26 protein-coding genes are annotated in these 25,651 nt (G+C 76.3%); 17 read left to right on the top strand and 9 right to left on the bottom strand.

Going from position 1 to position 25,651, the window contains the following annotated elements; all coding sequences use genetic code 11:
• Window positions 1–510, top strand: a 510-nt coding sequence (locus tag OSB71_RS12430) for an oligopeptide/dipeptide ABC transporter ATP-binding protein (protein ID WP_265947523.1), incomplete at its 5' end; no start/stop codon positions are given.
• 61 nt (window positions 511–571) lie between these two features.
• Here OSB71_RS12430 and OSB71_RS12425 read toward each other — a convergent pair.
• Window positions 572–2,713: a S9 family peptidase gene (locus tag OSB71_RS12425; RefSeq protein WP_265947521.1), complete on the bottom strand. Its 2,142-nt coding sequence runs from the start codon at window positions 2,711–2,713 to the stop codon at window positions 572–574.
• A 494-nt stretch (window positions 2,714–3,207) separates the two neighbouring features.
• Here OSB71_RS12425 and OSB71_RS12420 point away from each other — a divergent pair, with 494 nt between their 5' ends.
• From OSB71_RS12420 to OSB71_RS12405, 4 genes are all read left to right on the top strand, one after another.
• Entirely contained in the window at window positions 3,208–3,402 is a 195-nt protein-coding gene (locus tag OSB71_RS12420; protein ID WP_265947519.1) for a hypothetical protein, read from the top strand.
• A gap of 25 nt (window positions 3,403–3,427) precedes the next feature.
• Window positions 3,428–4,309 carry an N-acetyl-1-D-myo-inositol-2-amino-2-deoxy-alpha-D-glucopyranoside deacetylase gene (gene mshB / locus OSB71_RS12415; RefSeq protein ID WP_265947516.1) on the top strand — a complete coding sequence of 294 codons (882 nt, stop codon included), beginning with the start codon at window positions 3,428–3,430 and terminating at the stop codon, window positions 4,307–4,309.
• The gene (locus OSB71_RS12410; RefSeq protein ID WP_265947515.1) at window positions 4,306–4,728 is read left to right on the top strand and encodes a DUF6113 family protein; all 423 of its coding nucleotides are present in this window, start codon (window positions 4,306–4,308) and stop codon (window positions 4,726–4,728) included. The genes mshB and OSB71_RS12410 overlap by 4 nt, the downstream gene beginning before the upstream one ends.
• A gap of 80 nt (window positions 4,729–4,808) precedes the next feature.
• Entirely contained in the window at window positions 4,809–6,638 is a 1,830-nt protein-coding gene (locus tag OSB71_RS12405; protein ID WP_265947513.1) for a peptidoglycan binding domain-containing protein, read from the top strand.
• A gap of 129 nt (window positions 6,639–6,767) precedes the next feature.
• Here OSB71_RS12405 and OSB71_RS12400 read toward each other — a convergent pair whose 3' ends face one another.
• Entirely contained in the window at window positions 6,768–7,643 is an 876-nt protein-coding gene (locus OSB71_RS12400) for a transglutaminase family protein (protein WP_265947511.1), read from the bottom strand.
• Window positions 7,644–7,662: 19 nt separating this feature from the next.
• The gene (locus OSB71_RS12395) at window positions 7,663–8,709 is read right to left on the bottom strand and encodes a GNAT family N-acetyltransferase (RefSeq protein WP_265947509.1); all 1,047 of its coding nucleotides are present in this window, start codon (window positions 8,707–8,709) and stop codon (window positions 7,663–7,665) included.
• Between the two features lie 113 nt (window positions 8,710–8,822).
• Between OSB71_RS12395 and fdxA the strand changes: the two genes are divergently transcribed.
• Window positions 8,823–9,149 (top strand): ferredoxin, encoded by a 327-nt coding sequence (gene fdxA, locus OSB71_RS12390; RefSeq protein ID WP_265947507.1) that lies wholly within the window; start codon window positions 8,823–8,825, stop codon window positions 9,147–9,149.
• A 369-nt stretch (window positions 9,150–9,518) separates the two neighbouring features.
• Window positions 9,519–10,616 (top strand): succinyldiaminopimelate transaminase, encoded by a 1,098-nt coding sequence (gene dapC / locus OSB71_RS12385; RefSeq protein ID WP_265947505.1) that lies wholly within the window; start codon window positions 9,519–9,521, stop codon window positions 10,614–10,616.
• A gap of 116 nt (window positions 10,617–10,732) precedes the next feature.
• Here dapC and OSB71_RS12380 read toward each other — a convergent pair whose 3' ends face one another.
• Together OSB71_RS12380 and OSB71_RS12375 are read right to left on the bottom strand one after the other, a co-directional pair.
• The gene (locus OSB71_RS12380; protein ID WP_265947503.1) at window positions 10,733–11,191 is read right to left on the bottom strand and encodes an ATP-binding protein; all 459 of its coding nucleotides are present in this window, start codon (window positions 11,189–11,191) and stop codon (window positions 10,733–10,735) included.
• A 598-nt stretch (window positions 11,192–11,789) separates the two neighbouring features.
• Window positions 11,790–12,734, bottom strand: a complete 945-nt coding sequence (locus OSB71_RS12375; RefSeq protein WP_265947501.1) for a VldE C-terminal domain-containing protein — start codon at window positions 12,732–12,734, stop codon at window positions 11,790–11,792.
• A gap of 36 nt (window positions 12,735–12,770) precedes the next feature.
• Here OSB71_RS12375 and dapE point away from each other — a divergent pair, with 36 nt between their 5' ends.
• Both dapE and OSB71_RS12365 read left to right on the top strand, forming a co-directional pair.
• Entirely contained in the window at window positions 12,771–13,853 is a 1,083-nt protein-coding gene (gene dapE, locus OSB71_RS12370; RefSeq protein ID WP_265947499.1) for a succinyl-diaminopimelate desuccinylase, read from the top strand.
• A gap of 284 nt (window positions 13,854–14,137) precedes the next feature.
• The gene (locus tag OSB71_RS12365; RefSeq protein WP_265947496.1) at window positions 14,138–14,947 is read left to right on the top strand and encodes an LOG family protein; all 810 of its coding nucleotides are present in this window, start codon (window positions 14,138–14,140) and stop codon (window positions 14,945–14,947) included.
• A 125-nt stretch (window positions 14,948–15,072) separates the two neighbouring features.
• Here OSB71_RS12365 and folP read toward each other — a convergent pair whose 3' ends face one another.
• Complete coding sequence (gene folP / locus OSB71_RS12360; RefSeq protein WP_265947494.1) at window positions 15,073–15,933, bottom strand: dihydropteroate synthase; 861 nt, start codon at window positions 15,931–15,933, stop codon at window positions 15,073–15,075.
• 105 nt (window positions 15,934–16,038) lie between these two features.
• Here folP and OSB71_RS12355 point away from each other — a divergent pair, with 105 nt between their 5' ends.
• Both OSB71_RS12355 and OSB71_RS12350 read left to right on the top strand, forming a co-directional pair.
• The gene (locus OSB71_RS12355) at window positions 16,039–16,419 is read left to right on the top strand and encodes a DivIVA domain-containing protein (protein ID WP_265947492.1); all 381 of its coding nucleotides are present in this window, start codon (window positions 16,039–16,041) and stop codon (window positions 16,417–16,419) included.
• A complete protein-coding gene (locus OSB71_RS12350; protein WP_265947490.1) occupies window positions 16,416–16,988 on the top strand; it encodes a DNA-3-methyladenine glycosylase I in 573 nt (190 codons plus the stop codon). Before OSB71_RS12355 ends, OSB71_RS12350 begins: the two co-directional genes overlap by 4 nt.
• 109 nt (window positions 16,989–17,097) lie before the next feature.
• Here the strand turns inward: OSB71_RS12350 and OSB71_RS12345 are convergent, their stop codons facing one another.
• Window positions 17,098–17,886, bottom strand: a complete 789-nt coding sequence (locus OSB71_RS12345; RefSeq protein ID WP_265947488.1) for an enoyl-CoA hydratase-related protein — start codon at window positions 17,884–17,886, stop codon at window positions 17,098–17,100.
• 277 nt (window positions 17,887–18,163) lie between these two features.
• Here OSB71_RS12345 and OSB71_RS12340 point away from each other — a divergent pair, with 277 nt between their 5' ends.
• On the top strand, window positions 18,164–18,331 hold the full coding sequence (locus tag OSB71_RS12340) for a DUF3117 domain-containing protein (protein WP_201866543.1): 168 nt from the start codon (window positions 18,164–18,166) through the stop codon (window positions 18,329–18,331).
• 134 nt (window positions 18,332–18,465) lie between these two features.
• On the opposite strand, the gene OSB71_RS12335 is transcribed toward OSB71_RS12340, so the two are convergent.
• Window positions 18,466–19,122, bottom strand: coding sequence for an O-methyltransferase (locus OSB71_RS12335; protein WP_265947553.1), 657 nt, complete (start codon window positions 19,120–19,122; stop codon window positions 18,466–18,468).
• 179 nt (window positions 19,123–19,301) lie between these two features.
• Here OSB71_RS12335 and sigE point away from each other — a divergent pair, with 179 nt between their 5' ends.
• From sigE to OSB71_RS12310, 5 genes are all read left to right on the top strand, one after another.
• Window positions 19,302–20,084: an RNA polymerase sigma factor SigE gene (gene sigE, locus OSB71_RS12330; RefSeq protein WP_265947486.1), complete on the top strand. Its 783-nt coding sequence runs from the start codon at window positions 19,302–19,304 to the stop codon at window positions 20,082–20,084.
• Window positions 20,081–20,971, top strand: a complete 891-nt coding sequence (locus OSB71_RS12325; protein WP_265947484.1) for a zf-HC2 domain-containing protein — start codon at window positions 20,081–20,083, stop codon at window positions 20,969–20,971. Before sigE ends, OSB71_RS12325 begins: the two co-directional genes overlap by 4 nt.
• A 136-nt stretch (window positions 20,972–21,107) precedes the next feature.
• On the top strand, window positions 21,108–22,649 hold the full coding sequence (locus OSB71_RS12320) for a S1C family serine protease (protein ID WP_265947482.1): 1,542 nt from the start codon (window positions 21,108–21,110) through the stop codon (window positions 22,647–22,649).
• A gap of 242 nt (window positions 22,650–22,891) precedes the next feature.
• Window positions 22,892–23,374 (top strand): sec-independent translocase, encoded by a 483-nt coding sequence (locus OSB71_RS12315; protein WP_265947480.1) that lies wholly within the window; start codon window positions 22,892–22,894, stop codon window positions 23,372–23,374.
• Window positions 23,375–23,662: 288 nt separating this feature from the next.
• A complete protein-coding gene (locus OSB71_RS12310) occupies window positions 23,663–24,340 on the top strand; it encodes a hypothetical protein (protein ID WP_416237248.1) in 678 nt (225 codons plus the stop codon).
• A gap of 153 nt (window positions 24,341–24,493) precedes the next feature.
• On the opposite strand, the gene OSB71_RS12305 is transcribed toward OSB71_RS12310, so the two are convergent.
• Window positions 24,494–25,651: an Mrp/NBP35 family ATP-binding protein gene (locus tag OSB71_RS12305; protein ID WP_265947478.1), complete on the bottom strand. Its 1,158-nt coding sequence runs from the start codon at window positions 25,649–25,651 to the stop codon at window positions 24,494–24,496.

The raw sequence follows: 25,651 nt of genomic DNA, 5'->3' as shown, positions 1-25,651 counted from the left end.
GTCGCCGACGAGCCGGTCTCGGCGCTGGACGTCTCCGTCCAGGCCCAGGTGATCAACCTGATGGAGCGGCTGCAGGACGAGTTCGGGCTCGCCTACATCTTCATCGCCCACGACCTGTCCGTCGTGCGGCACATCTCCGACCGCGTCGGCGTGATGTACCTCGGCAAGATCGTCGAGCTGGGCACCGACCACCAGATCTACGAGCACCCCACCCACCCCTACACGCAGGCGCTGCTGTCGGCCGTCCCGGTGCCCGACCCGGAGCTGGCCGGGCGCCGGGAGCGGATCATCCTCACCGGTGACGTGCCCTCGCCGGCCAACCCGCCCACCGGCTGCCGCTTCCGCACCCGGTGCTGGAAGGCCGAGGAGCGCTGCGCGATGGAGGTGCCGCCGCTCGCCGTCCCCGCCGAGTACCGCTACGTCGAGGGCCCCGCCCACCACGACTCCGCCTGCTTCTTCGCCGAGGACGACCCCGCGGTCACCCACCCCGACGCCCCCGCGCAGCACTGAGCCAAGGGCGCGGCCGGGCCGGCGCGGGCGCGCCGACGGCCGCGCCCGGGCGCCGGGGCGATCAGCGTGGGCCGAGCGCGCGGCGCAGGAAGTCGACCTGGAGGTGGAGCAGGTTCTCGGCCACCTCCTCCTGCGGCGTCATGTGGGTGACGCCGGACAGCGGCAGCACCTCGTGCGGGTGACCGGCGGCGAGCAGGGCCGAGGACAGCCGCAGCGTGTGGGCCACGACCACGTTGTCGTCGGCCAGCCCGTGCACGAGCATCAGCGGGCGCCGCGGCCCGGCCGCCCGGACCAGGCCCGCATCGGACACCACGGAGTTGGCGGTGTAGATCTCCGGCCCGGCGTCGGGCAGGCCCAGGTAGCGCTCGGTGTAGTGGGTGTCGTAGAGCCGCCAGTCGGTCACCGGGGCGCCGACGATCGCCGCGTGGACGGCGTCGGGCCGGCGCAGCGCGGCCAGCGCGGCCAGGTAACCGCCGAAGGACCAGCCCCGGATCGCCACCCGGTCCAGGTCCAGCGGGTGGTCGGCGGCCAGCGCGCGCAGGGCGTGGAGCTGGTCGTCCACGGCCACCTCGGCGATCTCGCCCGCGATCGCCTTCTCCCAGGCGGGGGAGCGGCCCGGGGTCCCCCGGCCGTCGGCGACGACGACCGCGAACCCCTGGTCGGCGAACCACTGCGAGGTCAGGTGGGCGTTGTGCGCCGCCACCACGCGCTGCCCGTGCGGCCCGCCGTACGGGTCGAGCAGGACGGGCAGCGGCCCGTCGCCCGCGCGGTGCGTGCGGGGCAGCAGCACGGCGGCCGGGACGCGGCGCTCCCCGGCGTGCAGCAGGCGCGGCCGCGCCGTCAGGACCGGGGTCTGGGCGTGCGAGGCGATGCGGTGGCCGCCGACGTCGACGCGCGCGCCGGGGCCCTCCAGATCCGCGACCACGCGGACCACGGTGTCGCCGCCGCGCACCGCGGAGGCCACGTGCGGCCCCGGGCCCCACAGCCGCTCGGGCGCCGCGCCCGCGTAGCCGACGCGGTACACACCCACGTCACCCGGCGTGGCGTCCGCGCCGCCGCCCGACGCGCTGAACAGCACGTCGCGCGGGCCGACGTCGAGGACCGCGCGCACGTGCAGGGACGCGTCGGTCAGCGGCCGGTCCCCGGCGACCAGGGCCCGGGCGCCGCCGGCGTCGCTGACGCGCAGGAGGCGGCCGTCCGGCGTCCAGGCCGGGACGCCCGCGACGATCTCCAGCCACGCGGCGTCCGTCTCCTCGTGCGCCGTCTTAGTGCGGCCGGTGTCCGGGTCGGCCGTCAGGTACCGCCAGCGGCGCTGGTCGCGGCTTTGGACCAGCAGCAGCGGCGGCCCGCCGGCCGACCAGTGCACGGCGACCAGGTAGGGGAACGCGGCCCGGTCCCAGGCCACCTCGACGGGCTCGGCCGCGCCCTCGGCGTCCAGCACGCGCAGGGTCACCTCGGCGTTCGGCGTGCCGGCGGCCGGGTAGGCCACCTCGGCCGGCTTCCGCCCGGGGTGGGCGGGGTCGGCGATCCACCAGCGCCGCACCGGCGCGTCGTCGACCCGGGCGGCCAGCAGCCGGCGGCTGTCGGGCGACCACCAAAAGCCCCGGCCGCGGCCCATCTCCTCGGCCGCGACGAACTCCGCGAGGCCGTAGGTCACGGTGGGCGACTCCGGCGCGGCCAGCACCCGGTCGCCGCCGCCGTCGGCCTCCACCACCCGCAGCGCGCCCTCGGCCACGTAGGCCACGCGGCGCCCGTCCGGCGCCGGACGCGGGTCCACCACCGGGGTGGCGGCGGGCAGTTCACGGGCGGTGCCGGCGCGCAGCTCGGCGGTGAACAGCCGCCCGGACAGCGCGAAGGCGGCCAACTCCACGGTGGCGTCGGTGGCGTAGCCGACGATCCCGGCCGACCCCTCCCGGGCCCGCTCCCGGCGCGCGCGCTCCTGGGCGGACAGCTCCTCGGCGCCCCCGCCGAGCAGCGCGCGCGGATCGGCGGCCGGGTACGCGCGCGGCGCGCCGTCCGGGCCGGCGCCCACCTCCTGCACCCACAGGGCCTGGGCCCGGTCGTCGCCGGACGAGGAGCGCAGGAAGGCCACACGGGAGCCGTCGGGGGCCACGGAGAAGGCGCGCGGTGCGCCGAGGGTGAAGCGCTGGGTACGGGCATGCTGGCGCGGGAAGCTCGCGCGCGGGGTGTCGTCGGGTGCCATGGGGCGAGCGTACGGGCCGGTGTGATCCACGTCAGGGCCGGCCGTGGCTGGTTTGCACGAGGGGTGCGGTGGGGTAGAGCGCCCGGTGGCGAACGGCGGTGGCCCGGCGGCTCGGGGAGGAGGCGGACGTGTACGGAGTGCTCGTCCCGTTATCCCCGCACCCGCGCGACCCGCCCCGGCCCGCGCTGACCGGCGCGTGCGCCGTCGTCGCCGCCGTGCCCCGCGCGCGGGGTTCCGCCACGCCCCCGGGGCGTGCGCCCCCGTCTGCTCCCGTGCACCGCGCCGTGTCGCCGCACCGGTCGTTATGATCAGTTGCGCGGCGTGGGCGCACGGGTATGTCGTACGTGCTATTCCCGTGTCATAGACCGCAGTTGGCCCTCCGGACGGGGGGTCGGCGAGGCCCGGTGCGACCGCACGACCGCATGACCGCATGACCTTCCGAACTTCCGACCGCCCCCCGGGGCGCCCGACGCAGTCCTTGGAGGTGAGCCGCCGTGGCACTGGAGATTTCGGCGGTGGTGCTGCTGGCGATCATCGTCTTCTTGCTGATCAAGAAGTCAGGGCTGAAGGGCATGCACGCCCTGATCTGCGTACTGTTCGGCTTCTACCTCGCCAGTTCCTCCGTCGCGCCCACCATCAGCGACTTCACCACGAGCGTGGCCGACATGCTGGGCAGCGTCAGCTTCTGAGCGGCGGCGCGTAGGCTCAGGTGCCATGACTGCGCCCGCACCGCCCTCCGAGCGCCGGCTCCTGCTCGTCCACGCCCACCCGGACGACGAGTCGATCAACAACGGGGCCACCATGGCCGCGTACGCCGCCGACGGCGCCCACGTCACGCTCGTCACGTGCACGCTGGGCGAGGAGGGCGAGGTCATCCCGCCCGCACTCGCCCACCTGGCACCGGACCGCGAGGACGCCCTGGGCGCCCACCGCATCGGGGAGCTGCGCGCCGCCATGCGCGAGCTGGGCGTCACCGACCACCGCTTCCTGGGCGGAGCCGGGCGCTACCGCGACTCCGGCATGATGGGCGCCGAGCAGAACGAGCGCCCCGAGTGCTTCTGGCAGGCCGATCTCGACGAGGCGGCGGGCCTGCTCGCGGAGGTGATCCGGCAGACCCGGCCGCAGGTCCTGCTCACCTACGGCCCCGACGGCGGCTACGGCCACCCGGACCACATCCAGGCGCACCGGGTGGCGATGCGCGGTGTCGAGCTGGCGGCCGACGCCGGCGCCCGCGCCGTCCCGGGCGCGCCCCACCGGGTGCGGCGGGTGCTGTGGAACTGCGTGCCGCGCTCCGCCGTCTCGCCCGCGGCCTTCGCGGGCAACCCCTTCCCGCGCGGCGCCACCGCCGCCGACGTGCCCGGCGTGGTCGACGACGCCGAGGTCGCCGTCCGCGTCGACGGCGGGCCGCGGGCCGCCGCGGCGAAGGCGGCCGCCATGCGGGCGCACGCCACCCAGATCACCGTGGACGGCGCCTGGTTCGCGCTCTCCAACGAGCTCGGCCAGCCGCTGCACACCGTCGAGTGCTACCGCCTGCCCCCCGGCGCGCCGCCCGTGCCCGGGCCGGGCGACGACCTCTTCGCCGGGGTGGACGGGTGAGCGCCGTCCACTCCGCCGTCCACTCCGCTGTCCACTCCGCCGTCCGCCTCGCGCTGTACGCCGGCCTCGCGGTCCTGGCCGTGGCCGCGGGGCTCGCCGGGGTCCTGGTGCACACCCTGTGGGCGCCGGGGGGCGTGCTGCTCGCCCTCGCGGGCACCGCGGCGGTGTGCGTGGGCGGTTCGCTGCTGACGGGGCGGCGGGCCGGGGCCGCCGTCCCCGCCGTGGCGTGGACGCTGACCGTCCTGCCCCTGGCGCTGTGGCGGCTGCCCGAGGGCGACCTCCTCGTCGCCGGAGACGCGGTCAGCTCGTACGTCTACCTCTACGGCGGGCTGGCGCTGGCCGTGGTGTGCGCCACCGTCCAGCCGCCCCCGCCACCGCGATCACGCGGTCCCGAAGACCCCACCGGGCGTCCCCAGTAAGGTAGTGCCGCCGGCGAGCCGTACTCGCAACACCATCCTCAGCGCGATGAGTGCGGCGCACCCAACCGGGAGATCCTGTTTTGAGCCGTGAAACTGACAGCTCGTATCCCTCGGGAAACGAGTCGGACGAGCCGAAGACCGAGACGACGCTGACCACGCGTATCCGGATCAACATTCCCGGATCCCGGCCCATTCCGCCGGTCGTCATGCGCAAACCGGTGAGCGAGGCGGACGCCCCCGCGGACGCCGGGAGAGCCGACCCGCCCGCCGCGCCGCCCGGCCCGCCGGCCGCCCCGGAGGCAGCCGCCCCCGCCGCGCCCCGGGAGACCAGCTCCTGGTTCGCGCCGCGCAAGGCGCCGGGCGGCCCGCCGCCCCTGGACGACGAGCGCCCGCCGCCCGCGGGCCACGCGCCGCCGCAGGCCGCGCCGCGCCCCGGCGCCCCGGACACCGCGCCGCCCGCGCCCGGCGGCCCGTTCGGCACGCCGCCCGACGGCATCGCGGTGCCGCCGGGAGCGGGGCGACCGGGCGCGCCGGGCAGCGGCGTCCCGGAGGCCGGCGCGCCCGGTCGCCCCGGTCAGGGCGTGGCCGGCGCGCACCTGGCCGGTTCGGGCGGGCCCGACGCCTACGGTTCCGGGCCCGGGGAGCCGGCCGCCCCGCCGCTCACCGGGCCGACCACCGGCCCGGTGAGCGGCGACATGCCGCTGCTGCCCCCGGAGTTCCGGGTGGACGGCCAGGCGGACGGGCCGGCGGCCGCGCAGCCGCCGTCGGGCCCGCCGCCGGTGCTGACCCCGCCGCCGGGCCACGGCGTGGGGGACACCGCGCCCGGCGGCATCCCCGCCGTGCCGGCCGACACTGCAGGACCGGGCGACGCGGCGGACGCGGACGCCTCCGACCTCGGCCCGCCCGAGCCCCCGGCGCCCGCCACGCCGCAGCCCGCCGCCCCGGCCCGGCCGCCCGCCCGGAAGAAGCGCTCCAAGCTGGTGCTCCTCGGCGTCGCCGCCGCCGGCGTCCTCGGCATCGCCTACGGCGCCGGGCTCCTGCTCAACCACGCCGACGTGCCCAACGGCACCACCGTCCTCGGCGTGGACATCGGCGGCAGCAGCAAGGCCGAGGCCGTCGCCACCCTGGAGCAGCGGCTCGGCGAGCGCGCCACCGCGCCGCTGACCCTGGAGGCCCAGGGGCGGACCCACGAGCTCAAGCCCAGCGTCGCCGGGCTCTCCCTCGACACCGAGACGACCGTCGCCTCGGTGACGGGCCGCGAGTACAACCCGGTGGCCGTCATCGGCTCGCTGGTGGGCGGCGAGCACCCCGCCGAGCCGGTCTTCACGGTGGACGACGAGAAGCTGCGCGCCGTCCTCGCCGACCTCACCGGCGACGCCGACGCGGAGACGGGCGCCACCATCACCTTCGAGGGCGGCGAGCCGGTCGTCGACCGCGGCGGTGCCGGGGAACGCGTCGACCCCGAGCGGGCCGCCGAGGCCGTCGAGCAGGCGTACCGCGAGCGGGCCGCGACCGGTGCGCAGACGACGGTCACCCTGCCGGTCAGCGAGCAGGGGCCGCAGGTCAGCGACGCGGAGTTCGAGCGCGCGCTGCGCGAGTTCGCGGAGCCGGCGATGTCCGGTCTGGTCACCGTGCGCGCGGGCACGACGGAGATCAGCTTCAGCCCGGAGCGCTCCCTGCCGAAGTTCCTGTCCATGCGCTCCATCGAGAGCGGCAAGCTGGTCGACCACTACGACCTGGAGGCCCTGGAGGACCTGTACGGAAGCACGTTCGACGGGGTCCTCGTCGCGCGCGGCGACGGCAGCCGCACGCCGGTGACCCCGCAGGACGTCGTCTCCGCCCTCCGCCCCGCCCTGACGGAGACGGACCCGGCCCGGCGCATCGGGGTGATCCCGCTCGACGGGGCGTAGGCCCGCCTCCCGTGGCCGCCCGCGCGTGGTCCCGGGGGCGCCGCCGCGCCCCCGGGAACGCCGGGCGCCGCGCCCGTAGGCCCCGCCTCACCATGCGCCGCCGACCCGGCGGGACCGGTCGGACGGGCCCTAGTTCAGCCGGGCCCGGGCCGCCCTGGCCTCGTCGCGGACGCCGCGTGCCGCCTCCGGCTCGACGTCGGCGACGAGCGCGGCGTACTCCTCCAGGGCGTCCGCCCCGGCCAGGAACGCGCCGCGCTCCACCAGCAGCCGCGCCCGCTCGTAGCGCAACGGGGCCGGGTGGTGCGGCAGCAGCAACGACAGCTCCACCGCCCACAGCCGCACCCCGCCGCGCTCGGGCCGCCCCGCGGCCCAGGCCCGGATGTTGCCCAGCACCCGCAGGACGACGTCGACGGGATCGGCCGCGTGCAGCATGGCCGGGGTCAGCGGCGTGCCGGTGGCCCCGGACACCAGTGCGGAGGCGTCCTCGGCCGACAGCACCCGGCCGCCCGCGAACGGGTCGACCAGCACCTGGTCCGCGCCGCCCGGCTCACCGAAGCCGACGACGAAGTGCCCGGGCAGGGCGACCCCGTGCACCGGCGCGCCCGCCCTGCGGGCCACCTCCAGCCACACCACCGACAGCAGGATCGGCAGTCCGCGGCGCCGCCGCAGCACCGCGCTGAGCAGCGAGGAGTCCAGCCGCTCGTAGTCGCCCGCCGTGCCGTGGAAGCCCGCCCGCTCCCCGAGCAGCGCGGCCAGCGCGTCGGCCCACTCGCGGGGCGTGCGCCGGGGCGCGAAGGGCAGCAGGCCGGTCAGGCGGTCGAGTTCGATCTGCGCCGTGTCGACGAGCGCGTCGATCCCGTCCGCGGCCGCCTCCTCGTCCCCCGCGGCGCTCACCAGCAGGCACAGCAGCGCCAGGTCGGGCCGCTCGGCCCGGGCGGCCCGCGCGAACCGCTCGCGCAGCTCCGCGTCGTCACCCGGCGTCGGTTGCGGTTTCGATGTCTGCATGGGTTCCGCGTCCCGTCGGTCAGCCGCGCGGCGCGCGGTGGTGGTGGTAGCTGTGGTGCGGCGCGAACCCCAGGCGCTCGTACAGGCCGAGCGCCGCGGCGTTGTCCCGCTCCACCTGGAGGTAGGCGGCCGACGCGCCCTCGGCGAGCGCCCGCCGGGCCAGGGCGGCCAGCACCGCGCGGGCCAGACCGGTGCGGCGCCGCTGTGGCGCCACCTCGACGGCGGTGAACCCCGCCCAGCGGCCGTCGACGACGCAGCGGCCGATCGCGGCGGCGGGCCCGGCGTCCCCGGACCCGCCCGGCACGGTGGCGAACCACACGGACGGACCGCCGCCGAGCACGCGGACCGCCTCGGGGGCCGCCCGCCCCAGGCGCTGGTACCGGCCCAGCCACGCCGCGTCCGGGGCCCGCGCGAGCCGCACCTCGACCGGGTGGCCGGCGCCCCCTGGGGCGGCCCCGGGCGGATCCTCGGCGGCGTCCAGCGCGGGGGCGAGCCCGGCGACGCGCACGTCCGCGGACGCCTCACGGGTCCAGCCGCGCTCGGCCAGGGCCGCCGCCAGCACCTCGTCGGCGCCCTCGGCGCCCGTGCCCACCTGCACGTAGGCCGGCAGGCCGCGCCGGGCGTACCAGGCGGCGACGTGCTCCAGCGCGGCGTCCAGCGGCAGCCCGGGGTCGCCCAGGACCAGCACCGAGTTGGCGCGCCGGGTGAACCCGCCCGAGGCGCGCAGCGTCCACCCGCCCAGCGGCTCGCTCTCCACCGCGGGCCAGCCGCGGGCGGCCACCCGCGTCAGCTCGGCGTACCCGGCCGCCGGCAGGTCGCGGCGGCGGGCCGGGGCGGGTGGCACCACCTTCCCCGCGACCAGCCGCTCCTGCGGCACGCGCACCGCCGCGCCGTTCCGCCGTGTGACGCACAGCACTCCGTCCGTCCACGATGTGAGCACTCCGACCGTGTCCGTCAGGCGCGCGCCGTCCGCGCCCGGATCGGTCAAACTGCGCAACGACACGCGTTTCCCCACGTCAGCGGGGGACACCCGCACCTCAAGCTGTCCGCTCATGGTGAATTCCACTGCTTCGCCAGACCCTCTTGTTCTGCTGCTGCCCGGGAACCGCGATACTAGGTGCGGGCATCGACGACGCCGCGCTCCCGCGCGATATGGCCCTATCGAGGAGGAACGACAGCGTGACCTACGTCATCGCGCAGCCTTGTGTCGACCTGAAGGACAAGGCGTGCATCGAGGAGTGCCCCGTCGACTGCATCTACGAGGGCAAGCGCTCCTTGTACATCCACCCGGACGAATGCGTCGACTGCGGGGCCTGTGAGCCGGTCTGCCCGGTCGAGGCGATCTTCTACGAGGACGACACTCCGGAGGAGTGGCAGGACTTCTACAAGGCGAACGTGGAGTTCTTCGACGAGCTCGGGTCGCCCGGCGGCGCCAGCAAGCTCGGTCTGATCGACCGGGACCACCCGTTCGTCGCCGCGCTCCCGCCGCAGGAGCACGACGAGTGACCCCGCGGCGCGCACCGCGCGGCCGCGCCGCCTGACCGACGGGTCGGCGGCCCGCGCACCGCGCGGTACGGCGCCGTGCGCGCGGGCGGCGGTCCACCGCCGCCCGCGCGCGTCACCCGGCACGGCCGGCACTGCCGGTACAGCCGGTACTGCCGGTACTGCCGGTACTGCCGGCACTGCCGGTACAGCCAGTACCGCCGGTACAGCCCGGCACGCGAGCCTCGGTCCCGCACGGCGCCCCGCCGTGCGGGACCGAGGCGTTCCGCCGCCGCACCCGGCGGCCTCCCGTCCCCCGCCGCACCGCCACCGCACCGCCCGCCGCGCGGTCACCGCACCGCCCGGCGCGGGCCCACGAAAGCGAGCCGCCCCGTGTCCTCCCTGTCCGCCCGGCTGCCCCGGTTCCCGTGGGACCGGCTGGAGCCCTACAAGACGACCGCGGCCGCCCACCCCGGCGGCATCGTGGACCTCTCGGTCGGCACCCCGGTCGACCCGGTTCCCGAGGTGGTGCGGCGCGCCCTGGCCGCCGCCGCCGACCGGCCCGGCTACCCGACGGTGTGGGGCACGCCCGAGCTGCGGGACGCCATCGTGGGCTGGTGCGGCCGGCGCCTGGGCGCCCGCGGCCTCGGGCACACCGGAGTGCTGCCGGTCGTCGGCTCCAAGGAGCTGGTGGCCTGGCTGCCGGTGCAGCTCGGACTCGGCCCCGGCGACCGGGTCGCGTTCCCGCGCCTGGCCTACCCGACCTACGAGGTCGGCGCGCGCCTGGCCGGTGCCGAGCCCGTGGCCTACGACGACCCCCGCGAGGTCGACCCCGCGGGCCTGCGCCTGCTGTGGCTGAACTCGCCGTCCAACCCGACCGGCCGCGTCCTGGACGCCGACGAGCTGCGCCGGACCGTCGCCTGGGCCCGTGAGCACGGGGTGCTGCTGCTGAGCGACGAGTGCTACCTGGAGCTGGGCTGGGAGGCCGACCCCGTCTCCGTGCTCCACCCCGGCGTCTGCGGGGACGACCACACCGGAATCGTCGCCGTCCACTCGCTGTCCAAGCGCTCCAACCTCGCCGGCTACCGCGCGGCGTTCCTCGCCGGGGACCCGGCCGTGCTCGGTGGCTTGCTGGAGGTGCGCAAGCACGGCGGGATGATGGTGCCGGCGCCCGTGCAGGCCGCCACCGTCGCCGCGCTCGCGGACGACGCCCACGTGGCCGCGCAGCGCGAGCGCTACGCGGCCCGCCGCGCGGTGCTGCGCGCGGCGCTGGAGGGCCACGGCTTCCGCATCGAGCACAGCGAGGCGTCGCTGTACCTGTGGGCCACCCGCGACGAGCCGTGCTGGGAGACCGTCGCGGCCCTGGCCGAGCGGGGTGTCCTGGTCGCTCCCGGGGACTTCTACGGCCCGGCCGGCGCGCGCCACGTCCGCGTCGCCCTGACCGCCACGGACGCCGCGGTCGCGATGGCGGCGCAGCGCCTGAAGGACTGACGCGCCCGGAAACGGCGGGCGCCGGACACGGCGAGGGCCCGGGAACCTTGTGTTCCCGGGCCCTCGCCGTGGGGGTGCGGGGGCGATCAGGACGCGAGCGCCCGTCCCCGGAAGCGTCAGCCCAGCGGCAGACCGGCGATGGAGCCGCCACCCAGCGAGCTGGCGCCGACCGGGGCGAGGCTGGTCACCTGGTCGGTCGGCAGGCCGTTGTCGGTCACGGAGGTGACGGCCTTGCCCAGCAGGGCGCCGGACTCGCCCGCGACGGCGCCGGTCGCCCGCTGGGCCATCGGCAGCGTGGACTTGCCGAGCGACCCCACCGTGCGCCCGGCGGCCGGGACGGTCTGCTCGACGGCCTCGCCGCCGGCGTGGCCGGCCAGCTCGGTGACGTTGCGGGCGGCGCTGTCGACGCCCTCGCCAACGTTCTCCGTGTCCAGGTTGTCCAGGTTGCTGACGCCACCCAGGTCGGTGGTGGGCAGTTGGACGGCGTGGGCCGAGCCGGCGGCCGCACCGACGACGGAGGCCGCGCCCGCGGCCGTCAGCAGTGCGCTCTTGGCGATCCGGCGCGTGAAGGACATGATGCTCCTTTGACGGAGAGGTGGTGTTCGGGACCCCGGGGTGCTGCCCGGTGGACGCCGTGCCTATCGCCTGCACCGCCCGGAAGGTTGCGGCCCAGTTCGGTAAAGGATTGGCAATGCGTCGCATCATATGGGTGGGGCAAACCGGTCAATTGGTCGGTGGCGTCCGGCCCTTGGGGGCGCGCAGGCCAGTGCTCGCAAGGGTCGTCGGGTCGGATGCGCCCGGTGGGCCCACCGTCCGCCCGGCGTCAGCCCGCCGCACCGCGACGTGCCCCTTTCGAGGGGTGGCCGCACCTCTGTCCGAAGGCGGCGCCGGGCGGCGCGGGACGGCCGCTCCGATCGCACCGTGCGGTGGAGCCGGTTCCGGACGCGCGGCGTTCCGGCGTAGGGCCGGGCGGTGACGGGCGGTGACGGACGCCCGGCGCGGAGCCGTGCGGCGGGGAGTCCGACGGCGCGGGGAGCCGGGAGCGTGCGGCGGCACGCGGTCGGGCGCAAGGGCGTGCGGGTGCCCGGCACGGGGGCGTCCCGGCGCGGAGCCGTGCGGCGCGCGGGACGGGCGTGCGGGGTGTCCGGGGTGCGGGTCGGGAGCGGAGCGGGGCTACGGGGTCTGCGGCGCCCGTACCAGCGTCAGCCGGACGTCTTCGGCCGTCGCGCCGGACACCGTTCGCCAGCCGTCCGAGGAGCGCGCGGCCTCCCAGACCCGGTCGCCGTACCCGATCCGCGCGATGCCCAGTTCGGCGGCGTTCGCCAGGGACCAGTGCGCCAGCTCCCAGCCGCGCCGCGTGGTGCCCGCCGGACGCGCGTCGTCACCGGAGTCGTCCGGCGCCCCCGCGTCCGGCACCGGGATCACCAACTCCCCGTCGCCCGGGGCGCTCCGCCCGCCGCTGACCTCGGCGCCCGCCAGCAGGTCGGCGCCGAACTCCCGGTGCAGCTTCTCCCGTACCCGCTCGGCGTCCCCGGGCGCGGTGAGCCCGAGGCCGGTGCAGTTCAAGGAGGTGGCCGCCCGCCCGGTGAGCGCCGCGGTGAGTTGGGCCGCCCGCGGCTCGTGCTTGGCGTAGGCGTCGGGGAAGCCGCTGCGCTGCACCTTCTGCGCGGCGACGGTCAGCGGCAGTCCGGCGTAGTCGGGGATCTCGACGAGGTGCTCGTAGAACTTCTCCGCCGCGTACACCGGGTCCATGATCTGGTCGGAGGTCCCCCAGCCCTGCGAGGGCCGCTGCTGGAACAGGCCGAGCGAGTCGCGGTCGCCGTAGTCGATGTTGCGCAGGCTCGACTCCTGCATCGCCGTGGCCAGGGCTATCGTCACCGCGCGCTCGGGCAGCCCGCGCGCCGCGGCCACGGCCTCGATGGTCGCGGCGTTGCGCACCATCTCCGGCTCCAGCTCGTAGGGTTCCTCCCCCTCGCCCGCGCGCACCAGGCAGCGGGGCCCGCCGCCGTCCGTCGAGACGTACTGCACGACCAAGTAGCCGACCAGCGCCAGCAGCACCGCGCCCGCGGCGACGGCCCGCAGCCACCGCCCCCCTCGCGCCCTTCCCCGCTCGCCCATGCGACCAGCCTATCCGGCGCCCGGTAGGGTCGGCCCATGCCCGTCAACTCGCTGGATCTGCACCAGGACGCCGCCGCGCTGACCGCACAGCTCATCGACCTGCCCTCGGTCAGCGGCGAGGAGAAGCCGCTCGCCGACGCCATCGAGGAGGCGCTCGGCGACCTGCCGCACCTGCGTGTGCTGCGCTACGGCAACAACGTCGTCGCCCGCACCGAACTGGGCCGCGCCGAGCGCGTGGTGCTGGCCGGGCACATCGACACCGTGCCGATCGCGGACAACGTGCCCGCCCGCCGGGACGCCGACGGCCTCCTGTGGGGCTGCGGCGCCTCGGACATGAAGTCCGGCGTGGCGGTGCAACTGCGCATCGCCGCCACCGTGCCCGAGCCCCGCCGCGACCTGACGTTCGTCTTCTACGACAACGAGGAGGTCGACGCCGACCGCAACGGCCTCGGCCACCTCGCCCGCGCCCACCCCGACTGGCTGGCCGGGGACTTCGCGGTGCTCCTCGAACCCTCCAGCGGGCGGGTCGAGGGCGGCTGCCAGGGCACGCTGCGCGTCGAGCTGCGCACCGGGGGCCGCCGCTCCCACTCCGCGCGGAGCTGGCTGGGCGACAACGCGATCCACCGCGCCGCGCCGATCCTGGCCCGGTTGGCCGACTACGAGCCGCGCCGCGTGGTCATCGACGGGCTGGAGTACCGCGAGGGGCTGAACGCGGTCGCCGTCACCGGGGGTGTCGCGGGCAACGTCATCCCCGACGCCTGCACCGTCACCGTCAACTACCGCTATGCGCCCGACCTGGGCGAAGACGCGGCGGTCGCCCACGTGCGCGAGGTCTTCGACGGCTGCGGCGTCGCCGACTTCGCGGTGGTGGACCACTCGCCGGCGGCCCTGCCCGGCCTCTCCCACCCGGCCGCCGCGGCCTTCACGGAGGCCGTGGGCGGCACCCCGCTGCCCAAGTTCGGCTGGACCGACGTCTCCCGCTTCAGCGCGCTCGGCGTGCCGGCCGTCAACTACGGCCCCGGCGACCCGAACTTCGCCCACAAGGTGGACGAGCGGGCCGAGGAGGCGCTGATCCACCACTGCGAGGCCCGCCTGCGGGCGTGGCTGACGACGCCGTAGCCCGCGCCGTCCGATCCGGGTGCCCGGGCCGGGGGCGGGCACTCCCGACTTCGGCCCCGGCCCCGCCCCGCCCCGGTTCCTGCTCCGGCCCTGTCCTGTCCACGGCACCGGCTCCGGTTCCCGGCCGGTTCCGGCTCCGGTTCACGGCCCGGCTTCGGCGGTGGCGCGGGGCCGGGTCGTCGTCGCCGTTGACCGGCGTTAACGCGCACCGCACTCCGCGTTCGACCGCGGCGCGGCGCCGAGCCGTACGCTGGCGCACAGATCGAAGCCGGAGGGAGCACCACATGAGCAGCTCAGCGCAGGAACGGGGGCCGCAGCCCGGAGAGACGCCCGGCCCGGAGGACGAGCCGGGCGCGGACGCCGGAGGCGCCGGTGGCCGCGAGGCGCGGGAGCAGCACCTCGGCCCGGTGGTGCGCCGCCGCGGCCAGACGCTGGCCGGCACCACCGACCAGCGCCTGCTGGAGTCGCGCGGCCCCGGCGACTTCGTCCACAAGGACCCCTGGCGCGTCCTGCGCATCCAGTCCGAGTTCGTCGAGGGTTTCGGCGCGCTCTCCGAGATCGGCCCCGGCATCAGCGTCTTCGGCTCCGCCCGCACCCACGAGGGCTCCCCCGAGTACGCGGCGAGCCGGGCCATCGGGCGGGCCCTGGTGGAAGCCGGGTTCGCGGTGATCACCGGTGGCGGCCCGGGCGCGATGGAGGCGGCCAACCGCGGCGCCTCCGAAGCGGGTGGCACCTCCATCGGCCTGGGCATCGAGCTGCCCTTCGAGCAGGGTCTGAACCAGTACGTCGACCTCGGCGTGAACTTCCGCTACTTCTTCGTCCGCAAGACCTGCTTCGTGAAGTACTCGCAGGGCTTCGTCGTGCTGCCCGGCGGCATGGGCACGCTGGACGAGCTGTTCGAGGCCATCACCCTGGTGCAGACGCGCAAGGTGACCCGCTTCCCGATCGTGCTGTACGGCTCGGCGTACTGGGAGGGCCTGCTCGGCTGGCTGCGCGACACCGTGGCGGGCGAGGGCAAGGTCTCTCCCGGCGACCTGGACCTGATCAACCTCACCGACGACGTGGACGAGGTCATCCAGCTCCTCACCAAGTGACCCTCCGGGCCCCGGGCCGTCCACGAGCGTGCCGCCGCCGGGGCGTCCGGGAGGGGCGGGCGGCCGGCGGGCCGGGGCCGGGCCGGTGCCCGGAGGGCGCCGGCGCCGGCCGGGCCGCGCGGGGGTCAGGCCAGGCCGCGCCGGGCGACGGCCGGGGGGCGGTGCCCGGCGATCGAGGCCACCATCTCCAGCACCTGCCGGGTCTCGGCCACCTCGTGCACCCGGTAGACCCGGGCGCCCAGCCAGGCCGAGACGGCGGTGGTGGCCAGCGTGCCGACGAGCCGGTCCTTCACGGGACGGTCCAGCGTCTCGCCGACGAAGTCCTTGTTCGACAGGGAGACGAGCACCGGCCAGCCGGTCGCCGCCATCTCCGGCAGTCTGCGGGTGGCCTCCAGCGAGTGCCGCGTGGACTTGCCGAAGTCGTGCCCGGGGTCGATGAGGACGCCGTCGCGGCGCACCCCGAGCGAGACGGCCCGCTCGGCCAGGCCGAGCGTGGTGCGCAGGATGTCGGCCATGACGTCGTCGTAGGCGGCGCGGTGGGGCCGGGTGCGCGGTTCGGCGCCGCCGGTGTGCGTGCACACCAGCCCGGCTCCGTACCGCGCGGCGACCTCCGCCAGTTTCGGGTCGGCCCCGCCCCAGGCGTCGTTGAGCAGGTCGGCTCCGGCCTCGCACACGGCCCGGCCCACCTCGTGCCGCCAGGTGTCGACGCTGATCACCACGTCCGGGTGGCGGCGGCGCACCTCCGCGACGAAGGAGACGGTGCGCCGGATCTCCTCCTCGGCCGTGACCTCCTCCCCGGGCCCGGCCTTCACGCCGCCTATGTCGACGATGGCCGCCCCCTCGGCCACCGCCTGCTCGACGCGGGCGAGGGCGGGCTCGTCGCGGAACGTGGCGCCCTGGTCGTAGAAGGAGTCCGGGGTCCGGTTCACGATCGCCATGAGCACCGGCTCGTGTTCCGCGAACTCCCGCCGTCCCAGCCGCAGCATCTGACGCTTCCTTCCCCTGTGACCGTCCTGCGCCGACCCTAGCTGTCGGCGCGGCGTGGCACGATCAGAACCTGACCCACTGACGACGACGGTCCGGGAGCGCGCGTGTACTGGTTCTTGCTGCTGGCACTGCTGGCGGTGGTCGCGGCGGTGACGCTCGCCGTCGTCGGCAGCGGTGACGGGCGCGGCGGCCCCGCCCGCGGCGGGCTGAGCGACCCGGTGCCGGACGGCCGGGTGGTGGCACTGCCCGCCGACCGCCCGCTGGCCCGGCCGGACGTGGCCGGGCTGCGGCTGCCGCTCGCCCTGCGCGGCTACCGCATGGACGAGGTGGACGAGGTGCTGGACCGGCTCGGCGCGGAGCTGGCCGAGCGCGACGCCCGCATCGCCGAGCTGGAGTCCGCGCTGGCCGGGGCCCAGGCCGCGGCGCTGGGCGGCACCGAGCTGTTCGGCGAGGACGAGCGGGGCCGCGACGGGGGGCCGGCGTGACGAGCGACGCGCTGGCCGGTCCGGACGGCGCGCCGCGCTGCCCCTGGGGCGCCGGGCCGCCGGACTACACCGCCTACCACGACGCCGAGTGGGGCCGCCCGGTGCGCGGGGACGACGCCCTGTTCGAGCGGCTGTGCCTGGAGGCGTTCCAGTCCGGCCTGTCCTGGTTGACGATCCTGCGGCGCCGGGAGGGTTTCCGCACCGCGTTCGCCGGGTTCCGCATCGCGGAGGTGGCCCGCTTCACCGAGGCCGACCGCGCCCGGCTGCTCGCGGACGCGGGCATCATCCGCAACCGCGCCAAGATCGACGCCGTGCTCGCCAACGCCCGGGTACTGGCCGGGTGGGACGCGGGCGAGCTGGACGCGCTCATCTGGTCCCACGCCCCCGCGCCCGGCCGCCCGGCTCCGGCGGGGCTCGCGGACGTCCCGGCCAGCACCGCGGAGTCCACGGCGCTGGCGCGGGAGCTGAAGCGGCGCGGCCTGCGTTTCGTCGGCCCCACCACGGCCTACGCGCTGATGCAGGCGTGCGGCCTGGTCAACGACCACCTGGCCGACTGCGCCTACCGCTGACGCCGCCCGGGCCGCGTCCGGGCGTCCGGGCCGCGTCCGACCGCTGGGGGCGTGGCCGAGCGCCCGGGCCGCGTCCGGGCGTCCGGGCGGCCGGGGCGGCGTCGCGCGGTCACCGCCCCGTGAAGCGCGGCTGCTCCTTGCGCACGAACGCCTCCACGGCGATCTCGTGGTCCGCCGAGCCGCCGGCCCGCAGTTGCAGCTCCGCCTCTTTGGCCAGGGTCTCCTCCAGCGTGTGGGCGGCGCCGTAGGCCATCGCCTGCTTCATCGCCGCGTACGCCCCGGTCGGCCCGGTGGCGAGCCGGCGGGCCACGGCCTCGGCCTCGGCCGCCAGCTCGTCCGCCGGCACGACCCGGTGGACCAGCCCCAGCTCCAGCGCCTCGGCGGCCCGCACGGTCCGGGGGAAGAACAGCAGCTCCGTGGCCCGGGCCGGGCCCACCAGCCGCGGCAGCGTCCACGCCATCCCGGAGTCCGTGGACAGGGCGACGCCCGCGAAGGAGGTGTTGAACGCGGCGGTGTCGGCCGCCAGGCGGTAGTCCGCGGCGAAGGCGAAGCCCGCCCCCGCGCCGGCGGCGACCCCGTTGACCGCCGCGACCACCGGCTTGGGCATTTCGGCCAGCGCCAGCGCGATCGGGTTGTAGTGCCGCTCCACGGTGTCCAGCGCGCCGCCTCCGGCCTCCCGCAGCGCGCCGACGTGCTCCTTGAGGTCCTGCCCCACGCAGAACGCCCGTCCGCTGCCGGTGAGCAGCACGGCCCGCACGGCGTCGTCGTCCGCCGCGTGCCGCAGGGTGTCCCTGAGGGTTTCCTTGAGTTCGGTGTCGAGGGCGTTCATCGCGTCGGGGCGGTGGAGCACGATCGTCGCGAGACCCTCGGTCACGTCGTAGCGCACGGTGTCGGCCATGCGCACAGCATGACGGAGATCATCACGCACCGATATACGGACGCCGGTGTGACCTGCGTCAAACGGTCCGGCGGCGGCGCGGGCGAAGTATCGCAGGGAGACCGCCGGATTGCGTGGTTTTGCGGAACGGGTTGTCCAGGAGTTCCCCGCCGATGTTGGTCATCGGGTCGTGCCATGCGGGATAATGGCCAGGAAGCATTGTGTTCGATGCCGGTGGCGTCCTGCCTGTCCAGGGGCGGTCGGCTGGCGTGGAGCTGGTCCAGGAAGGGGAACGAGCATGGCGGCCATGAAGCCGCGGACGGGTGATGGCCCGCTCGAGGTGACCAAGGAGGGGCGGGGCATCATCATGCGCGTTCCGCTCGAGGGCGGAGGGCGACTCGTCGTGGAGCTGACCCCTGACGAGGCGGTGGCTCTCGACGAGGAGCTGAAGAAGGTCACGAGCTGAACCTTCCGGTCACCGGCCGAACTCCGCCGCCCCCCGCGCCTCACCGCGCCGGGGGCGGCGCTGTTCCGCCCCGGCGGCAAGCGCCTCCTCGCGCCCCGGCCCCGGTGGCGGCCCGGGCGGTGACGCGGCGGGCGTCAGGCTCCGCGGGGCACCGCGCACAGCAGGCCGTCGCCCACCGGCAGCAGGGACGGCAGCAGCGCCTCGCTGTCCCGCACGGTGCGCAGCAGCTCCCGCAGCGCGAGGACCTCCTCGGGCTGCGCCCCGGAGTCGACCGTGCGGCCGTCCGCGAAGACGCCCTCGAAGCAGATCAGCCCGCCCGGCCGGAGCAGGCGCAGGCACTCCTCCAGGTAGAGCCCGTACTCCAGCCGGTCGCTGTCGCAGAAGACGAGGTCGTAGCCGCCGTCGGCCAGTCTGGGCAGCACGTCCAGCGCCTTGCCGGGGATGAAGCGGGCGCGGTTGGCGGCGAAGCCGGCCGCCCGGAACGCCTCCCGCGCGAACTGCTGGCACTCCGGCTCGACGTCCACCGTCGTCAGCACCCCGTCGGGCCGCATGCCGTGCAGCAGGTGGAGGCCGGAGACGCCGGTGCCGGTGCCGATCTCGGCGACCGCCTTCGCGCCCGTCGCCGCGGCCAGCAGCCGCAGGGCCGCGCCCGTACCGTCGGACACCGGCCGCAGACCCGAGTCCCGCGCCCGGTCACGGGCCCAGGCCAGGGCGACGTGCACCGCGCTGTCGGCGGTCTCCCCGCCATACGCATCGGCGAACGCCCAGCTCGTCAGCCGGTTGCCGGTAATCTCCCTCTCCTGTCCCCGCGAACCACCAACCGTGACTGTATCCGCTGCCCCGGGAACCCGCTGATGGGACCGGGCGTTGGAGAAGGAGCGGCACCTCGCCGGCCGGTCCGCCGGCGGCGGGGCGGCGCGTCGGAAAGCCGGTCAAAGATGTTTATCCGGAACTAACGGGCGGGGTGACTATGGTAGGGGCTCCACTGGACACCACCAGAGCCACCAGGGGAGGTGCGGCTCCACACGGCGTCCGGGGAGTGCTCGGGCACTTCCGCAGGGCGCACGCCGAGCCATCATCCGTGACCGACACCGCTGACGACCGCCAGGCCGCCCGCTCCGCATCCGACGCCGCGCCCGCCACCCGGGCCACCTTCGCCACCGATGCGGACAGCCAGGCGTGGGCTCCTCCGTCGTGGGAGGAGATCGTCAGCACGCACAGCGCACGGGTGTACCGCCTCGCCTACCGGCTGACGGGCAACCAGCACGACGCGGAGGATCTCACCCAGGAGGTCTTCGTCCGCGTCTTCCGCTCGCTGTCCACCTACACCCCGGGCACGTTCGAGGGCTGGCTGCACCGGATCACCACCAACCTCTTCCTGGACATGGTGCGCCGCAAGCAGCGCATCCGGTTCGACGCGCTGGGGGACGACGCCGCCGAGCGGCTGCCCAGCCGCGAACCCTCCCCGCAGCAGCACTTCAACGACACCCACTTCGACGCGGACGTGCAGCAGGCCCTGGACACCCTCGCGCCGGAGTTCCGCGCCGCGGTCGTCCTGTGCGACATCGAGGGGCTGTCCTACGAGGAGATCGCGGCCACGCTCGGCGTGAAGCTCGGCACCGTCCGCAGCCGCATCCACCGGGGCCGCTCGCATCTGCGCAAGGCCCTGCAGCACCGTTCGCCCACGCGCCGCGGCGCCCGCCGCGCCGTGCCCGTCGCGGTGGGGGTGGCGAACGAAGGAGGCGTGGCATGAGCGGCGCCCCGGAGCCCACCCGGGCCGAACAGCACCTGGGGGACCGGCTCGCCGCGCTCGTCGACGGCGAGCTGGGCCACGACGCCCGCGAGCGCGTCCTCGCCCACCTGGCCACCTGCCACGGCTGCAAGGCCGAGGCGGACGCGCAGCGGCGGGTCAAGAGCGTCTTCGCCGACACCGCGCCGCCCCCGCCCTCCGCCGGGCTGCTGGCCCGCCTGCAGGGACTGCCGGTGACCGCCCACGCGGACACCTCCCCAGCGGGCTCCGCCCGCGAGGACGACGGCGGCGGGCCCGGCGGCGGGGCCCGCTCCCCGCTGGACTTCTCCTACCTCGCCGGCGCCGCCCCGCCCGCGGACCGGCTGCGGCCGGCGGACGGCTTCCCGGTCCACCGGCCGTCCGCGGCGGACCGGGGGCTGGAGCGGGGGCTGGAGCGGGCCGCCGCCGTGCGGGGGCGCCGCCGGTTCGCGTTCGCCGCGGCGGGCGCGTTCTCGCTGGCCGCCGTCGCCCTCGGGAGCGCCCTGGGCGGGGCCGCGCCGGGCCAGCAGCCGACGGCGTCCACCGGGCCGGGCACCGCGCCGCCGCGCACCACGGCGGGCGTGGAGCGCCCGGCCGACCGCCGCAACGAGTCGGTGGCGCAGGGCTTCGCCCCCGCCCGCAAGGGCACCGGCGGGCGCGCCGTGTCCGACGGCCCCACGACGGCGCCGGGCGCCGTCGCCGTCCAGGCCGCCCCGGGCGCGGGCGCGCCGCCGCACCGCTACCCCGCGTACGCCCACGCTCCCGGCGTGCCCTTCCCGCCGGTGCCGCCGGCCGCGCTGCGCGTGTCCGCCACGCCGGGGCCCTCGCCCGCGCCCGGCGCGACCCCGATGGCGGTCTCGCGGCGTCCGTGACGCGGGCCCGCTGCGCCGCGGCCCCCGCACCTGGTTCAATGCAGGGCCCGGCTGTCCAGGCGGGGCCTGGTTGAATGCAGGCGCAGACAGCGGGTCGGCAGCGGGGCTGCCGCACGAGCGCGAGTGTGGGGACGAGATGGACGAGGCCAAGGCGAGCGGAACGAACGCGGCGTGGTGGAGCCGCCCGGGTCCGCCGCCAGGCCCCCGGTCGGCGGACCCGGCCCGCCCCGAGGCCACGCAGCCCGCCGGGCCCCCCGCGGCGCCGCCCGGGCCACCCGCACCGCTGCACGGCGAGGACCCGTACGCCACCCCGCCCTACGGCGACCCCGGGCCCTGGTCCCCGGCCCCGCCGGTCCAGCACCCCGGCGCGACGCCCGCCTCCGGCACCCCCGTGCCCCCGGCGCCGCCCGCCGCCACCCCGGGCGCGCCCGCCGCGGGCGGCGCGGTCGAGCGCGGCCAGGCCGCGCCCCCGGCGGTAGCGGCGCGGGCCGCGGCCCCGGGCGCGGCCCCGACGGCGGCCTGGCAGGGCTACGACCCGTGGGCCCAGCCGCAGGGCGCGCCCCCGGCCGAGGCGGCCGGGCGGAGCGGGCGGCCGCGCGCCGGGCGCCTGCTCGCGGCGGCGCTCGTCCTGGCGCTGGTGGCCGGGCTCGGCGGTGGGCTGCTCGGCGCCTACCTCGAACGCCAGGGCCTGTTCGGCACCGTCACGCTGCCGCAGGCGGAGCCCCGGGACGTGGCGCGTCCGTCCGGCAGCGTGGCCGGGATCGCCGACGCCACCCTGCCCGGCGTCGTCACGCTCCACGTGCGTGGTGCCACCGAGGCCGGCACGGGCACCGGGTTCGTGCTGGACGACAAGGGCCACATCCTCACCAACGACCACGTGGTGGCCCCGGCGCGCGAGGACGGCCGGATACAGGTCACCTTCACCAGCGGCGAGACGGCCACGGCCCGCCTCGTCGGCGGTGACACCGGGTACGACCTGGCCGTGGTGAAGGTCGACAACGTGGTCAACCTGCGTCCGCTCCCGCTCGGCGACTCCGACACGGTCAAGGTCGGCGACCCGGTGGTGGCCATCGGAGCCCCCTTCGACCTGGCGGGCACCGTCACCTCCGGGATCATCAGCGCCAAGGAGCGGCCCATCGTCGCCGGCGGTGAGGAGGGGGCCAGCGACGTCAGCTACGTCAACGCGCTCCAGACCGACGCCGCGATCAACCCGGGCAACTCCGGCGGGCCGCTCGTGGACGGCGAGGGCCGGGTCATCGGCGTCAACTCCGCGATCCGCTCGGTCGGGGGCTCGCCCGACAGCCAGGGCGGCTCGATCGGGCTGGGGTTCGCCATACCGGTCAACCAGGCCAAGCGGGTCGCCGAGGAGCTGATCAACACCGGCCGGGCCACGCACCCGGTGATCGGCGTGCGCGTCGACATGACCTACGGCGGCGAGGGAGCCCGCATCGGCTCGCCCGACGGCGACCGCCCGGCCGTCGTCCCCGGCGGCCCGGCCGACGCGGCCGGGCTGCGCGACGGCGACGTCATCACCGAGGTGGACGGCGAGGTCATCCGCACCGGTGAGGAACTGATCGTGAAGATCCGCAGCCACCGCCCGGGCGACGTGCTCGACCTCACGGTCGAACGCGACGGACGGACCCGCACGATCGCGGTCACCCTGGGCTCCGGCGACTGACCGGTGGGCGGCGGCCCGGCCGGGCCTTGGCTTGGCCGTCCGGCCCGACCTCGGCCCGGCTGTCCGGCCCGGTCCCCGGTCCGGTGGCTCGGCGCCGCCCCCGGTCGGGCCGGGGGCGGCGCCAGAACGCGGGCCGTGCCGACTCCCGGAACGCGCGGTGCGCCGGGTACCGTTGCGGGGGGCCGGTGGTTGCCCCGCCGGCGAGACGTCGACGGTGTCGGTTGAGCGGAGGAGCGCGGCACGTGTTCATGGACATAGGGGCGCTTGAGTTCGCGGTGCTGTTCATCCTCGCGGTGCTGCTCTTCGGCCCGGAGAAGCTGCCGCGCATGATCCAGGACGTCGCGGGGTTCATCCGCAAGGTCCGGCAGTTCTCCGACAACGCGCGGGACGACATCCGCAAGGAGCTGGGCCCGCAGTACCAGGACTTCGAGTTCCAGGACCTCCACCCGAAGCGGTTCGCGCAGAAGCACCTGATGGGCGACGGCGACGCGCTGGGCCTGAAGGAGCTGCGCAACGACCTCGACGTGCGCGAGGACCTGCGCCAGTTCGACATGCGCAAGGAGCTGACGGAGGTCACCGACGCGGTGAACGGGCACGACGCCCCCGGGCCGGTGGCGGCGTCCGGTGCCGCGGCCGGCGCGGGCGCCGCGGTGCCGGACCGGCTGCGGAAGAAGGACACCACCGCGACGGGCGAACGGCCACCCTTCGACGCCGACGCCACCTGAACCGTCACCCCTCGGCACACCCCGCACCGCGCCACCGTTGCCCCGCGCTCCGCGCGGGGCCGACGTCTCGGGCGCGCCTCCGCGCCGGGCCGCCGTTCCCCGCCCCCGGAATCCGGAGGGGCGCACCACCGCGCACCACCGCCGCGCTCGGCGGTGACATCACCCCACTAGGGGTGAATCATCACCTGATCAACTGATCCCCTGATCTCATTCGGGGCGGATCAGTAGTTATTCTCCCTGTGTCCGGGGCAGCAACCCGGGTGTCACCGGCGAGGAGGCTTCAGGTTCATGGAGAGCACCAGACGGGCGGCACCGTCACCGGCGTTCGCCCCGGCGCCCACCCCGTCCGTCGCGCACCGCACCGTGGACGGGTATCTCATGGCCACCTTCCCCTGGTACGGCCTGGACGACGCCTACACCGGCCCGCGCTGGCTGATGCAGGTCGGCACGGCGGCCGACGGCACCGTGGAGCACGGTTCCACCGGCCACGGCGAGCAGCCGTCGCTGCGCCTGGAGGCCGACCCGCACGAGCAGCGCTTCGCCGTCGTCGTGACCGTCGCGAGCCGCCCGCAGCGCAAGAGCGCGGACGGCACGGGCACGCTGGAGGCCACGTCCGTCTCCTCGGCCGCCTGGCTCGCCGGGTCCGGCCTGCTGTCGTGCACCTGGCCCACCCACATGGACCGGGCGCTGCGCCAGGACTGGCTGGACCAGCAGACGGCCCTCGCGTGGGACCTGGCCGACCACCTCGGCGCGGACGGCTGGTCCAGCCTCACGCTCCCCGTCGACGGCGTGCCCACGCCGTTCCACTACCGCGACTCCGCGTACGGCTGGGTGCTCGCGGGCGCCGGGGACGACGGCGTGCACATCGGCGCGTACGGGCGCGGGCTGAGCGCCTACGGGCTCGGCTTCAGCGTCATCGCGGATCTGGCCGCCTACGACCGGCCGCGCCCGGCCGCCGACGCCTGAGCCGCCCGGCGCCGGCGCGGCGCCCGAGCCCCGCGGCGTCTCGTCCGAGCCGTGCGGCGCCCGGGCCCGCAGCGCCTCACCGCGCCCGCCCGGGCCGGGCCCGCCGAACCGGCGCCCGTGTCACCGGAGCGCGGGCCGGCGGGGCGGAGGAGATCAGAACTTGTTGCGCGGCGTGATGCCCAGGGACATGCCGGACAGCCCGCGCTGCCGGCCGCCGAGCTTGCCCGCCACCGCGCGGATCGCCGCACCGGCCGGCGAGTCGGGGTCGGTCAGCACGACCGGCTTGCCCTCGTCGCCGCCCTCGCGCAGCCGCACGTCGATGGGGATGGCGCCGAGCACCGGCACGTTCGTCCCGGTCGTGCGGGACAGGCCGTCCGCGACGCGCTGTCCGCCGCCGGTGCCGAAGACGTCGACCATCTCGTCGCAGTGCGGGCACGGCAGCCCGGACATGTTCTCCACGACGCCCACGATCTTCTGGTGCGTCTGCACCGCGATCGACCCGGCCCGCTCGGCGACCTCGGCGGCCGCCTGCTGCGGGGTGGTGACGACCAGGATCTCCGCGTTCGGGATGAGCTGGGCGACGGAGATCGCGATGTCGCCCGTGCCCGGTGGCAGGTCGAGGAGCAGCACGTCCAGGTCGCCCCAGTAGACGTCGGCCAGGAACTGCTGGAGCGCGCGGTGCAGCATGGGGCCGCGCCACACCACGGGCGCGTTGCCCGGCGTGAACATCCCGATCGAGATCACCTTCACGCCGTTCGCGGACGGCGGCATGATCATGTCCTCGACCTGCGTCGGACGGCCCTCGGCGCCCAGCATGCGCGGCACGGAGTGGCCGTAGATGTCGGCGTCGACCACGCCGACCTTCAGTCCGTCGGCGGCCATCGCGGCGGCCACGTTCACCGTCACCGAGGACTTGCCGACGCCGCCCTTGCCGGAGGCCACGCAGTACACGCGGGTCAGCGAGTTCGGCTGGGCGAAGGGCACCTCCCGCTCGGCCTGCCCGCCGCGCAGCGAGCTGGCCAGCTCGCGCCGCTGCTCGTCGCTCATGACGTCCAGCTCGACGTCGACGCCGGTCACGCCGGTCACGCCGCGCACCGCCTCGCTCACCCGCGAGACGATCGTCTCGCGCATCGGACACCCGGAGACCGTCAAGTACACCCCGACGGCGACCGAACCGTCGGCCGCGATGTCGACCGACTTGACCATGCCCAGGTCGGTGATCGGGCGGTGGATCTCCGGGTCGTTCACCGTCGCGAGCGCGGCGCGCACCGCCTCGTCGGTGGGAGCCGGTCCGTACGTGTCGGTAGCCAT

It is taken from the genome of Streptomyces marinisediminis (assembly GCF_026262575.1).
GTDB classification, from domain to species: domain Bacteria; phylum Actinomycetota; class Actinomycetes; order Streptomycetales; family Streptomycetaceae; genus Streptomyces; species Streptomyces marinisediminis.
This window is presented reverse-complemented; position numbering and strand designations above follow the sequence as displayed.